Source organism: Streptococcus devriesei DSM 19639, assembly GCF_000423725.1.
GTDB classification, from domain to species: Bacteria; Bacillota; Bacilli; order Lactobacillales; family Streptococcaceae; genus Streptococcus; species Streptococcus devriesei.
The window spans coordinates 293,133-305,284 of the sequence record NZ_KE384084.1 but is presented as its reverse complement, the minus strand read 5'-3'; the positions used below and the strand labels follow the sequence as shown (position 1 = coordinate 305,284).

Annotated in this window: 11 protein-coding genes and 1 other annotated feature; of the genes, 9 read left to right on the top strand and 2 right to left on the bottom strand. The window is 43.7% G+C overall.

Annotation, left to right across the window (positions count from 1 at the left end):
- Positions 1-51: 51 nt before the first annotated feature.
- A complete protein-coding gene (locus G573_RS0107565) occupies positions 52-2,160 on the bottom strand; it encodes an AAA family ATPase (RefSeq protein ID WP_027976155.1) in 2,109 nt (702 codons plus the stop codon).
- 241 nt (positions 2,161-2,401) lie between these two features.
- Positions 2,402-2,532 (top strand) — a sequence feature (ribosomal protein L10 leader region).
- 31 nt (positions 2,533-2,563) lie between these two features.
- On the opposite strand from G573_RS0107565, the gene rplJ reads away from it, so the two are divergent.
- The 5 genes from rplJ (at position 2,564) to G573_RS0107540 (ending at position 6,710) form a co-directional block, all read left to right on the top strand.
- A complete protein-coding gene (gene rplJ / locus G573_RS0107560; protein ID WP_027976154.1) occupies positions 2,564-3,064 on the top strand; it encodes a 50S ribosomal protein L10 in 501 nt (166 codons plus the stop codon).
- A gap of 65 nt (positions 3,065-3,129) precedes the next feature.
- Positions 3,130-3,498: a 50S ribosomal protein L7/L12 gene (gene rplL, locus G573_RS0107555; protein ID WP_027976153.1), complete on the top strand. Its 369-nt coding sequence runs from the start codon at positions 3,130-3,132 to the stop codon at positions 3,496-3,498.
- Positions 3,499-3,782: 284 nt separating this feature from the next.
- Positions 3,783-4,829, top strand: coding sequence for a zinc-dependent alcohol dehydrogenase family protein (locus tag G573_RS0107550; RefSeq protein WP_027976152.1), 1,047 nt, complete (start codon positions 3,783-3,785; stop codon positions 4,827-4,829).
- 233 nt (positions 4,830-5,062) lie between these two features.
- On the top strand, positions 5,063-5,614 hold the full coding sequence (locus G573_RS0107545; protein WP_027976151.1) for a carboxymuconolactone decarboxylase family protein: 552 nt from the start codon (positions 5,063-5,065) through the stop codon (positions 5,612-5,614).
- A gap of 28 nt (positions 5,615-5,642) precedes the next feature.
- Positions 5,643-6,710, top strand: a complete 1,068-nt coding sequence (locus G573_RS0107540) for an acyl-CoA dehydrogenase family protein (protein WP_027976150.1) — start codon at positions 5,643-5,645, stop codon at positions 6,708-6,710.
- A gap of 58 nt (positions 6,711-6,768) precedes the next feature.
- Here G573_RS0107540 and G573_RS0107535 read toward each other — a convergent pair whose 3' ends face one another.
- Positions 6,769-7,650, bottom strand: coding sequence for a polysaccharide deacetylase family protein (locus G573_RS0107535; protein WP_027976149.1), 882 nt, complete (start codon positions 7,648-7,650; stop codon positions 6,769-6,771).
- Positions 7,651-7,756: 106 nt separating this feature from the next.
- Between G573_RS0107535 and G573_RS0107530 the strand changes: the two genes are divergently transcribed.
- The 4 genes from G573_RS0107530 to G573_RS0107515 all read left to right on the top strand — a co-directional run bounded on the left by G573_RS0107530 (position 7,757) and on the right by G573_RS0107515 (position 12,140).
- A complete protein-coding gene (locus tag G573_RS0107530; protein WP_027976148.1) occupies positions 7,757-9,043 on the top strand; it encodes a homoserine dehydrogenase in 1,287 nt (428 codons plus the stop codon).
- A gap of 1 nt (position 9,044) precedes the next feature.
- A complete protein-coding gene (gene thrB, locus G573_RS0107525) occupies positions 9,045-9,911 on the top strand; it encodes a homoserine kinase (protein ID WP_027976147.1) in 867 nt (288 codons plus the stop codon).
- Positions 9,898-10,782 (top strand): EamA family transporter RarD, encoded by an 885-nt coding sequence (gene rarD / locus G573_RS0107520; RefSeq protein ID WP_027976146.1) that lies wholly within the window; start codon positions 9,898-9,900, stop codon positions 10,780-10,782. The genes thrB and rarD overlap by 14 nt, the downstream gene beginning before the upstream one ends.
- Positions 10,783-10,862: 80 nt before the next feature.
- Complete coding sequence (locus tag G573_RS0107515; protein WP_027976145.1) at positions 10,863-12,140, top strand: bifunctional folylpolyglutamate synthase/dihydrofolate synthase; 1,278 nt, start codon at positions 10,863-10,865, stop codon at positions 12,138-12,140.
- The last annotated feature ends 12 nt before the right edge of the window (positions 12,141-12,152 follow it).

The following is a 12,152-nucleotide window of genomic DNA, read 5'->3' as shown; positions in this document are numbered from 1 at the left end:
CAATAAGCCCAGCCCCTAAAGGAGCTGGACTCATATACTCTTATGGAAAAATTAGTTTTCTTCAATAACCAGTTTGCCGTCTTTCATGTCAGCCTTAAGATGTTTGACATCGGTATGATCCAGATAGAAGTCGGTTACCTTGTCACGAATTTCCTGTTCGATAACGCGGCGAAGCGGCCGAACGCCCATGGCTTCATCATAGCCTTCTTCGATCAGATGCGCTTTGGCACTGTCACTGACAGTCAGATCAATTCCTTTTTTAGCGAGCGTGATATTTACTTCAGAGAGCATCAGCTCAACGATTTCATCCAGATCTTCCTTGGTCAGATGTGAGAATTCAATGACAGCGTTGAAGCGGTTGAGGAATTCCGGACGGAAGTAAGGAGCGATACGGTCCATAATTTTGACATCCTCGTCTTTTCCGCTAAAGGATTCATTGCCAAAACCGGCATTTGATGTTGCTATGATGACCGTATTTTTGAAATTAATAGTATTGCCCTGACCGTCTGTTAAGCGGCCGTCGTCCAAGACTTGCAAGAGCAGGGTGATGACTTGCGGGTCGGCTTTTTCAATTTCATCAAGCAGAACGATAGAATAAGGATTGCGGCGAACGCGTTCGGTAAGGGTGTTGCTGTTATCATCATAGCCCACATAACCGGCAGTAGTACCAATTAGCTTAGAAACAGCCGTGCGATCACTGTATTCGGACATATCAAGACGAATAATAGCATCTTTGGAGCCGAACATGTCAAAGGCCAGCTGCTTAGCCAACTCAGTCTTGCCCACACCGGTAGGTCCGACAAAAAGGAAGCTGCCGATAGGGCGGTTGCCTTCATCAAAGCCCGCACGATTGCGGCGGATAGCACGAGAAACAGCTTCAACCGCATCATCCTGACCGATAACTTTGCCTTTTAGACGAGAAGTCATTTCTTTCAGTCGTTCAATATCGCTGGTTCCCATCTGTGAAACCGGAATACCAGTCAGTCTTTCGACAGCTTCGGCTACGTCATTTATGGTTGCTGTTACCTTGTTGCCTTCAGTGTGGTTATCAATTTGAGCTTGCAGTTTGTCAATTTTAGTTTTAGCTTTCAAAGCTTCTTCATAATCTTCTTTGTCAACCGCTGTTTGCTGTCTGTCCTTTTCTGCCTGAATTTCTTTTTCAAGTGTCTTAACATCTGTAACCGGATGCTGAGCAGCTAAGTGAGCAGCAGTCATGTCTATAAGGTCAATAGCCTTATCTGGCAGGCTGCGCTGCGGAATATATTGGACTGACAAATCAACTGCTGCCTTTAAAACCTCCTTAGGCAAAACAACATTATGGTGTTTTTCATAGAGAGCTGAAATACCCTGCAAAATCTCATAGGTATCTTCAGCAGAAGGAGCGTTGACTTTGACTTCATTAAAGCGGCGGGCTAGAGCAGCGTTCTTCATAATAGTATTGCGGTATTCGTCCTGAGTCGTTGCACCGATAACAGTTAATTCACCGCGGGAAAGAGCTGGTTTGAGGATATCCGCCAGACCTTTGGAGCCGCTGTCGCCGCCCGTACTTCCTGCACCGAGAACTTGGTGAATTTCATCGAAGAACAGGATGATATTGCCGGCTTCTTTGACTTCGCTGACCAAATTTTGAATATTTTCTTCAAAGGATCCGCGATACTGTGTGCCTGCTTCCAAACCGGAAATATCAATAGAGATGATTTCCTTGTTTTTAATAGCAGCAGGGACATCACCGTTGACAATAGCCTGAGCCAGACCTTCAACAACAGCTGTTTTACCAACACCCGCATCGCCGACGAGAACAGGATTGTTCTTTGTACGGCGGGAGAGGATTTCGGCTGTTTCTTGAATCTCCTTGTTGCGTCCGATGACCGGGTCCAGCTTACCGGCGCGTGCTTCATCTGTCAGATTGCGGCCCAGTTTGGCTAAAATACCATCTTTCTTTGGTGCATTAGGAGCAGCTTCTTGATATTGCTGAGCGTCAGCACCGGCAGGAAGTTTTCCGCTTTGTCGGTATTGAGCGAACTCTTCGGGGCTGACCTCACGGCCGTTAATTAGATAGCGGCGTCTCTCTGAATTATAACCCCCCATATTTCCCATTAGTTGATTGAAAATGTCATCCATATTTCCGAATGGATCACGTCCATAAAAATCATTTGCCATAATTATTACCTCTTTTACTTTTTATTAATATAATAGTTGATAGAGTTATACTATAACAGTTTTAAAAGGGTTTTTTGTAAAAATCCTTGCTGCAACAGTCTTTATCAACTATTTGCCTATATTATAACACCTTGATTGTTATATATCAAGAGATATGTATTATATAATAAAAATATTTTTAACTCGCATCAGAAAAAGAGATAAGGGTTGACTTATTTCCAGAATATGATATGATAAAAAAGGTTTTGAAAAAAACTGACCTAAGACAGCAGGGGAGCCGTGCTCATAATATTCCTGCCGAGGCACAAAACGTAAACTAAAAACGTATTGTACTTTCGTGTCTGGGTTTGGATGCGATTTTTTATTGGATCCAGCCAAAAATAAAAACGGAGGTTAAACACTGATGAGTGAAGCAAGTATTGCTAAAAAAGCAGAATTGGTTGATGCTGTCGCTGAGAAAATGAAAGCAGCTGCAAGTATCGTCGTTGTTGATTCACGCGGTCTTACAGTAGAACAAGATACTGTTCTTCGCCGTTCACTTCGCGAAAGCGATATTGAATTTAAAGTGATTAAAAACTCAATCTTGCGCCGTGCAGCCGAAAAAGCTGGTCTTGAAGGACTTGGCGATGTCTTTACCGGACCGTCTGCCGTAGCATTTTCAAATGAAGATGTTGTTGCGCCGGCTAAAATTATCAACGATTTTGCTAAAAATGCTGATGCACTTGAAATCAAAGGCGGTGCAATCGAAGGCGCTGTTTCTTCTAAAGAAGAAATCATGGCTCTCGCAACGCTGCCAAACAGAGAAGGACTTCTTTCTATGCTCTTGTCTGTACTTCAGGCGCCAGTCCGCAACGTTGCATATGCTGTCAAAGCTGTTGCAGAAAGCAAAGAAGACGCTGCCTAAGTCTTCAAACAGCAGCCTAGTGCTGCCGACAATCTTATAAAAAACATATTTGGAGGAAACTAACAATGGCATTGAACATTGAAAACATTATTGCTGAAATTAAAGAAGCTTCAATTCTTGAATTGAACGACCTTGTAAAAGCTATCGAAGAAGAATTTGGTGTAACTGCAGCTGCTCCTGTAGCTGTAGCTGGTGCTGCCGGCGGAGAAGAAGCTGCAGCTAAAGATTCATTTGACGTTGAATTGACTGCTGGCGGTGACAAGAAAGTTGCTGTTATCAAAGTTGTTCGTGAAATCACAGGCGAAGGCCTTAAAGAAGCTAAAGGTCTTGTTGACAACGCACCATCAGTTCTTAAAGAAGGTGTTGCAGCAGCAGAAGCTGAAGAACTTAAAGCTAAACTTGAAGAAGCTGGAGCAACTGTTACGCTTAAATAATCAATTACTGATTATTTAGGGCTGAAAGCCGAGTCTTAAAGCCTTTTCGCTAGTGTCAAGGCGATAAGAAAATTAGCTTAACATTTCAAATCCCCACTAAGATTTATTCTTGGTGGGGATTTTCCTTATCTGGCATCATGAATTATTTTCTTGCGGCTAAAGTTTTATGAATCGTGCCAATGCTTAAGAACAATGCTAAAATTTTGTTTGTTTTATCAATGCTCAGATTTGATTATCCAGATATGATATGTTAAAGTATGACTAGTATTGTTAAGGAGGATATTATGAAAACAACTGTATTTGTTAAAGCAGGCCAAGTGGCTGTTAAAACTGTTGATAAACCGGCAATTATCGAATCTGATGATGCTGTTATCCGTGTGGTACGTTCTTGTGTCTGCGGTTCGGATCTTTGGTCCTACCGCGGTGATGACCAAAAAGAAAGTGGTTCAGATAATACCGGTCATGAAATTATCGGGATTATTGAAGAGGTGGGCTCTGATGTCAACACAGTCACCAAGGGTGATTTTGTCATTGCACCTTTCACACACGGCTGCGGTCACTGTGCGGCCTGCCGTGCCGGCTTTGAGGGCGGCTGTCAGGGGCACGATGCCAGCACTAACTTCAGCTCCGGCTATCAGGCTGAATATGCTCGCTATGCCCATGCCGATTGGTCCTTGGTGAAAATCCCTGGTCAGCCGAGCGATTACAGCGAAGGGATGATTGCCTCTTTCTTATCACTTGCTGATGTGATGCCGACAGGCTATCATGCGGCTCGAGTTGCCAATGTGCAAAAGGGTGATACCGTTGCAGTCGTCGGCGATGGTGCTGTTGGGCTTTGTGCAGTTATTGCAGCTAAAATGCGCGGTGCTAAGCGAATTATCATCATGAGCCGCCACAAAGACCGTCAAGAATTGGCTGTAGAATTTGGTGCGACTGATATTGTGGCAGAGCGCGGCGAAGAAGGTATTGCCAAGGTTCTGGAACTGACAAACGGAGACGGTGTAGACGCTGCGCTTGAATGTGTCGGCACACAGCTCTCAACTGAAACAGCTATCAAGATTGCCCGTCCGGGTGCTGTTGTCGGGCGTGTCGGAGTTCCGCATACGGATGACATCAATCCGGGAGATTATTTCATGAGAAATACTGTTTTTGCGGGGGGACCTGCTTCGGTGACAACTTATGATAAGAGTGTCTTGCTGAAGGCTGTCCTTGATGGTGAGATCAATCCCGGTAAGGTCTTCACTCAAAGTTATAAATTAGATGACATCGATCAGGCTTACAAGGATATGGAAGCAAGAAAAACGATCAAAGCAATGATTGTCATGGATTGATAGCTCTGGTAAATCAAGTATAAGTAAGAAAGACTGCAGGCATTTTGCCCAGTCTTTTTTGCATGTCCTCTTATTTTTTGATGCAAGATAAGCATAGAAAGCTTACTTTTTCAAAAACGCTGCCCATTTTCCCCATAATTAATGCTTATAGCCGGCCATAAAAAATTTAGACTATGCAGGACGCACAGGAGATGGTATCCTATCAGCAATATCAAAAGAATCGAGGTTATTTTATGTCTAAATTTACCATACATACCATTGACACTGCACCTGAGGAAGTCAAAGAAACACTGCGTACCGTTGAAAAGGATAACGGTGGTTATATTCCTAATCTTATCGGACTGTTGGCTAATGCGCCGACAGCACTGGAAACTTACCGCACCGTTGGAGCCATTAACCGCCGCAATTCCCTGACACCGACAGAGAGGGAAGTGGTCCAGATTACTGCGGCTGTAACCAATGGCTGTGCCTTTTGTGTCGCCGGTCACACGGCCTTTTCGATTAAGCAGATTCAGATGGCACCCGATCTTTTGGAAGCCCTGCGCAACAGTACGCCTATTGATGATGATCCTAAGCTCGATACACTGGCTAAATTCACTATTGCCGTGATTAACACCAAAGGACGTGTCGGAGATGAAGCTTTTGCTGATTTTTTAGAGGCGGGTTATACTCGGGAAAATGCTCTTGATGTTGTTTTAGGTGTCAGCTTAGCGTCGCTCTGTAATTATGCTAATAATATGGCGGATACACCGATTAATCCGGAGCTGCAGCAATATGCAAAATAGTTCCGCATGAGGAAAGGGGGGGATGACAATGGCTTATTTTTCGGAAAATTTTATAACTTGGCTGGATGCCCATGCCGATCAGATTGACAAAGAGTCCGGAGATTTGGCTGATCAGCTCTTGGAGCGCATTGCAGCAGAAGGTGTTTTTGGTATTGCGGTGCCTGAAATCTATGGCGGCCAAGGCGGCAGTAAGACAGAAGTAGTCGAATTTTTGTCAGAGCTGGCCCGGCATTCACTGACGGCTTCTTTTATATCATGGGGACATCGAACTTTTATTGAAACGCTTCTTGCTAGCAGCAACGACGTCCTGAAGAAGTCTTGGCTGCCGGATTTATTAACAGGAAAGCTGGCAGCCGGAACGGCTCTGTCAAATGCCACCAAATATCTATCAAAAATTGAAGAGCTGAATGTTACCTTGGCAGAACAAGATGGAAAATACTATCTGAGAGGAAGGCTTCCCTGGGTAACAAATCTGCGGTCTGATCGTTTTGCGGCTGTTTTTGCAGCTCAATTTGAAGACAGCAGCAAGGAGCCTATCGTTTTGGCCATTCCTTCCGGAGCAGCCGGTTTGTCGCGTTCAGCTGATTTAGAATTTGCAGCCCTGCAAGGTTCTAACACGGCAGCTTTAAGCTTTGATAATGTGCTTTTGGATGATAGTTGGATACTGTCTGATGATGCCAAAAGCTTTTTGGCTCAGACGCGGCCGGAATTTTTGGGCTATCAATTTGGTCTGGCTTTTGGCTTAGCAGAGCGTTCATTGGATGAAGTAGCGCAAAGCCTAAGCAGCAATCGCTCGGTACTTAAGCAGGAGTACGATGAAACAAAGGACAAGCTGACTGCTGTTCGGCAGAGCCTGTTTAAGGGTCTGGAAGCAGAAGAGGTCTTTATTGACAATCCTCGTCAGCTCTTTCAGCTGCGTATAGACATTGTTGATATTGTTGCTGCCAGCTTATTGTTAGAATTGCAGGCAAGCGGCGGCAGAGGTTATCTTAAAGGGTCGGCTTCTGGTTTTATCCGCCGCTGGAATGAAGGAGCTTTTTTGCCCATTGTTTCTCCAAGTGCTGTGCAGCTTCGGCATATTTTGGAAACTGTTTAATCAGGCAAAGAAACAAGGCCGAAACACATTTGTCTCGGCCTTCTTTTCTTTTAAAAAATTATGGCAAAGCAGGAGCAATAGTGCTCATCAGAATATCAGCACTGGTATCAGGCAGAATTCTTACGCGGTTCAAAGACAGCAGCCCGTTTTCAGCACTGGCCAAGCCTTCGTTGGTTGTTAGACCCAGTTTGTATTGATTAGCAAGACTAAGGGTGGTATCGCTGTAGCGTCCTGCCGGATAGGCGATGGCTGTCGTTGTTTGATTAAGTTCTTTATCCAAATAAGTTCTTGACTCTGATAATTCCTTGGCCTGCGTTTCTTGATCAGAAACTGCTAAGTCAGGGTGATTAACCGTATGGGACTGAAAGGACATACCGTTTGTTTTCATTTCTTTCATTTGCTTAATGGTCAGGTTGCCGCTTCTGCCTTCATCTGTAAAGGAGGTAATGACATTGTTGGTTGCCCTAGCCTGATATTTTTTCAAAATAGGATAAGCAATAGTATAAAAATCAAGCAAACTATCATCGAAAGTCAGCCAGATAACTTTTTTAGCAGGAAGGGCATTTTGACTGAGAGCCCGATAAGCTTCTTCGGGGCTTAAAAAATAGTAGCCTTCTTCGCTCAAGCGCCTGATATGGCTTTCAAAAACAGCAGGTGACACAATGAGATTGGCATTGCCTGCCTCATCAGGTGTCATATCATGAATGGCATGATACATCAAAATAGGAAGGTGAACAGGCTGTTTTTGCTTTATCCATTTAATCTTTTTTTGGGCTTTTTGAGCCTTGTCCTGACTGATACGGGTGACAGGAACAGCGGTTTTAGTGCTGGTTTTGCTGTTTTGCCGCATGAGTACAATCACAAGACTTCCCAAAGCTGCAAGGCAGGCAAGCATCAAGATGATATTGATAATGGTCAGCTTTTTATTTTTCTTCATCATAAATTATCCTCTTAGCTAATTATAGCATAATGGAGGAGCTAATTAGCTGTAAATTCTGCTGAAAATTTGATATAATGAAAAAAATGTTTTTTACAAGGAGAAAGAAATGTCTATAAAAATTGGTTTGCTTGGTTTCGGGACAGTGGCAAGCGGTATTCCGTTTTTGTTAAAGGAAAATCATGAGAAAATCACGGCTGCTTCAAGAGACCAGTTGGAAATTGCTAAGGTTTTGGTCAAGGACAATGAGGAAAAGGATCGCCTTTTGGCTGCCGGCAATGATTTTAACTTTGTAACTAATGTTGATGACATTTTATCTGATGAGACGATTGATATTGTTGTTGAGCTAATGGGACGCATCGAGCCTGCCAAAACCTTTATTACTAAGGCGCTTGAAGCGGGTAAACACGTTGTTTCTGCTAACAAGGATCTGATTGCCACACACGGTAGGGAGCTGATTAAACTGGCGAAGGATCAGGGCGTAGCTTTTTACTATGAAGCAGCTGTTGCCGGCGGTATTCCCATTTTGCGGACCTTGGCAAACTCTTTGACCTCTGACAAGGTAACACGCATTTTAGGCGTGCTCAACGGAACATCTAATTTTATGATGACCAAGATGGTTGATGAGGGCTGGACCTATGAAGCTGCTTTGGCAGAAGCGCAGGCTCTGGGCTATGCTGAAAGTGACCCAACTAACGATGTCGAAGGGATTGATGCAGCCTACAAAGCCGTTATTTTAAGTCAGTTTGGTTTTGGAATGACTATTGATTTTGACCAAGTGACCCACCAAGGCATTTCAAGTATTACGCCCGATGATGTCAGTGTTGCTCAGCAACTGGGCTATGTGATTAAACTGGTCGGCTCTGTTGAAGAAACCGAATCGGGAATTTTTGCTGAGGTTTCACCGACATTTCTGCCAAAATCTCATCCGCTTGCCAGTGTCAACGATGTGATGAATGCTGTTTTTGTGGAGTCTATCGGCATTGGCGAATCCATGTACTACGGACCGGGTGCCGGACAGAAACCGACAGCAACCTCTGTGACGGCAGATATTGTTCGCATTGCCCGCCGTATTAAAGACGGTAACGTCGGCAAACCTTTTAATGAATTTGTTCGCGATACTCAGATTGCGCATCCTGATGATGTTAAGAGCCACTATTATTTTGCCATCAATACTGCAGATGAAAAAGGCAAGATGCTGCGCTTAGCTGAAATTTTTAATTCAGAAGATATTTCGTTTGAGCAGGTTCTGCAGCAAAAGGCCAACGGTCAAACAGCGCGTGTTGTCATCATCACGCACTCTCTGAGCAAGACACAGTTAGCCAATGTTACTGAAAAACTGAAGGCTGTTGCCGATTTTGAATTAGTAAATACTTTCAAGGTGTTAGGGGAATAGGATGAAAATTACAGTACCTGCAACATCGGCTAATATCGGACCGGGTTTTGATTCTGTTGGTGTTGCCCTTTCCAAATATCTTTCTATTGAAGTTTTAGAAGCGGCTGATTCCTGGGAAATTATCCATGATTTGGAGAACATCCCGAGTGATGACCGTAATTTATTGATTGTGACAGCCTTAAAGGTTGCCCCTAACCTGCAGCCTCATCGGCTGCGGATGACCAGCGATATTCCTCTTGCAAGAGGATTAGGGTCATCAAGTTCTGTTATCGTTGCCGGAATCGAGCTGGCCAATCAATTAGCGGATTTACAGCTGACAGCCGGCGAAAAACTAACTATTGCCACAGCTATTGAAGGTCATCCTGACAATGTAGCGCCAGCCATTTTTGGCAATCTTGTAGTATCCAGTTATGTCAATGAAAAGGTCAATTATGCTGTTGCAGATTTTCCTAAGTGTTCTTTTGTGACCTTTATTCCTAACTATGAGCTTAAGACCAGCGACAGCCGCAATGTTTTGCCTGATCAGCTAAGCTACAAGGAAGCTGTTGCAGCCAGCTCGATTGCCAACGTAGCTGTTGCGGGTCTTTTGACAGGTGATTTAGAGACTGCCGGAAAGGCGATCGAAGGCGATCTTTTTCATGAACGCTTCCGCCAGTCCCTCGTTAAAGAATTTCCAGCAATTAAGGCTGTCGGCGAAGAAAACGCGGCCTATGCAACCTATCTTTCAGGAGCAGGCCCGACCGTTATTGTTTTGTCTGAACAAGATAAAGGGAAAAGAATCAAAGCAGCGATTGATCGTTTGGGCTTGGATGGAAAAACCTATCTTTTATCTGTTGATACTGAAGGAGTAAGGATTGAAAGAGACTAAACAGGGGCTGCTGCTCGGTTTAGAAGCATATCTATTATGGGGAGTTATCTCCCTTTTTTGGAAGCAGCTGTCAGGAATCAATGCCTATGCCATTTTTTCCTACCGCATCCTTTGGACCTTAGTCACCATGCTGCTTTATATGCTTTTATCTCAGCGTCAGCGTATTTATAAGCAGCAGATAAAAGGTTTAATGACAGATAAAAAAGCAGGAGCTGCCGCAGTTCTGGCTAGTTTTTTGATTGCGGTTAACTGGCTTTCTTACATCTATGCTGTTACTAACCAGCAAGCCACCCAAGCAAGTTTGGGCTATTATGTTATGCCCTTGGTTTCTGTGCTCTTATCACTAATCTTTCTGGGCGAGCATCTGGACAGGTGGACGGCTTTTTCAGTATTGCTAGCGGCTTTGGGTGTTGGCCTTCTCATCTTTCATACAGGAGAAATTCCTGCGGTAACCTTTCTGCTGGCTTTTTCTTTTGCCTTTTACGGACTGATTAAGAAAAATGTTAAGCTCTCCAGTGATGTCGCTATGCTGGTAGAAGCCTGTGTCATAGCGCCTTTGGCTTTGCTTTATCTCTTCTTTTTCAGCGGTGAAAGCCTGTTTGATTACAGTCTTTTGGAAAATATTCTGCTCATGCTTTCAGGACTTGTGACCGCTGTTCCCTTGCTGCTGTTTGCAGAAGGGGTTAAAAAAGCCCCTCTTAATCTAATAGGTTTTATCCAGTATATTAATCCCACCATACAGCTGGTGATTGCTGTTTTAATTTTTGGCGAAACCATTACTCTTGGTGAATTGCCTGGCTTTATTTTCATTTGGCTGGCGGTTTTCATCTTTATCATAGGGCAGATTTTAATGTTAAGAAAAAACAGATAAGAGCCTAGCGGAGACAATTTTCATAAATGCTAAAAAGGAGGCAGCCGGTTTTTATTGCCGGCAAATAAATGAGAGAAGTGATGAACTATCAAGAAGCCTTAGCTTGGATAAATGACAATTTAAAATTTGGTATCAAACCGGGTCTTGAACGGATGGCTTGGATGCTTGAGGAAATGGGCAATCCCCAGCAAAATATTCACGGGATTCACGTTGTCGGTACTAACGGAAAAGGCTCAACCGTCAATTACCTGCAAACTATTTTTACCAAGGCAGGCTATGATGTCGGTACCTTTACGTCTCCCTATATTATTGATTTCAGGGAACGCATCTCTGTCAATGGTCACATGATCAGCAAAGACGAGCTGGTCCGTTTGGTTCAGCTAGTTAAGCCTGTGGTGGAACGTCTGCCGCTTGAAACCAGTCTTGAAGCGGCAACAGAATTTGAAATTATCACGCTGTTGATGTTCGTTTATTTTGGGCAGGTTCATCCGGTTGATCTGGTAATCATCGAAGCAGGAATGGGAGGCTTGTATGATTCGACCAATGTCTTTAAAGCACAGGCAGTCATCTGTACCTCAATCGGGCTGGATCATCAGGCTGTTTTGGGAAATAGCCATGCTGACATTGCTGGACAAAAGGTGGGTGTTTTAAAAGAAGGAGTGCCCTTTGTTTTTGCTGAAAAGCGCAGCGATGTTAAGGCTGTTTTTTATCAGAAGGCTAAGGAAACCGGAAGTCCTCTGTATCAGCTGGGAGAAGATTTTAAGATTTCAGATAAAGGAGCGGTTTTTGATTTCAGTTATGGCGGCGAGACGATTTCTGATATCCGCCTTGTGATGAAGGGAAGCCACCAAAGATCTAATGCTGCTTTGGCTGTTATGACCAGCTTTTTGCTGCAAAAAGATTTTCCAAAGGTGACAAAAACTGTTATTAAAGAAGCTTTAGCAGACAGCCGCTGGGCGGGCAGGACGGAGTTTATCAGAGAAAACCTCATGATTGACGGTGCTCACAACAATGAAAGTGTCGCTGTGTTAGCCGACCTCTTAAAAGAGCAGTATGCCGACAAAAACATTCATGTTCTTTTTGCGGCTATTGCAGGTAAACCAGTTGAGAACATGCTTGCGCAGCTGAGTCAATTTGCAGATGTGACAGTGACAACTTTTCCTTATCCCAGAGCTTTAGCTTTGGAAGATTATCCTTCACAATATAAACAGATTTCTGATTTTTCGGCCTGGCTGAAAAGACTTAAAAAGGCTCAAAAAGATGACCTCTTTGTTATCACAGGATCGCTTTATTTTATTTCACAGGTCAGAAAAGACCTTTTGAAAAATAAAGAAATAGGCTATAATAGATTGTATTAAAAAATGAGTGAG

Coding starts and splice junctions, on each gene's coding strand:
- G573_RS0107515 (WP_027976145.1), top strand. CDS start 10,863: ATGAACTATCAAGAAGCCTTAGCTTGGATAAATGACAATTTAAAATTT.
- G573_RS0107530 (WP_027976148.1), top strand. CDS start 7,757: ATGTCTATAAAAATTGGTTTGCTTGGTTTCGGGACAGTGGCAAGCGGT.
- G573_RS0107565 (WP_027976155.1), bottom strand. CDS start 2,160: ATGGCAAATGATTTTTATGGACGTGATCCATTCGGAAATATGGATGAC.
- thrB (WP_027976147.1), top strand. CDS start 9,045: ATGAAAATTACAGTACCTGCAACATCGGCTAATATCGGACCGGGTTTT.
- rplJ (WP_027976154.1), top strand. CDS start 2,564: ATGAGTGAAGCAAGTATTGCTAAAAAAGCAGAATTGGTTGATGCTGTC.
- G573_RS0107540 (WP_027976150.1), top strand. CDS start 5,643: ATGGCTTATTTTTCGGAAAATTTTATAACTTGGCTGGATGCCCATGCC.
- G573_RS0107545 (WP_027976151.1), top strand. CDS start 5,063: ATGTCTAAATTTACCATACATACCATTGACACTGCACCTGAGGAAGTC.
- G573_RS0107550 (WP_027976152.1), top strand. CDS start 3,783: ATGAAAACAACTGTATTTGTTAAAGCAGGCCAAGTGGCTGTTAAAACT.
- rplL (WP_027976153.1), top strand. CDS start 3,130: ATGGCATTGAACATTGAAAACATTATTGCTGAAATTAAAGAAGCTTCA.
- G573_RS0107535 (WP_027976149.1), bottom strand. CDS start 7,650: ATGATGAAGAAAAATAAAAAGCTGACCATTATCAATATCATCTTGATG.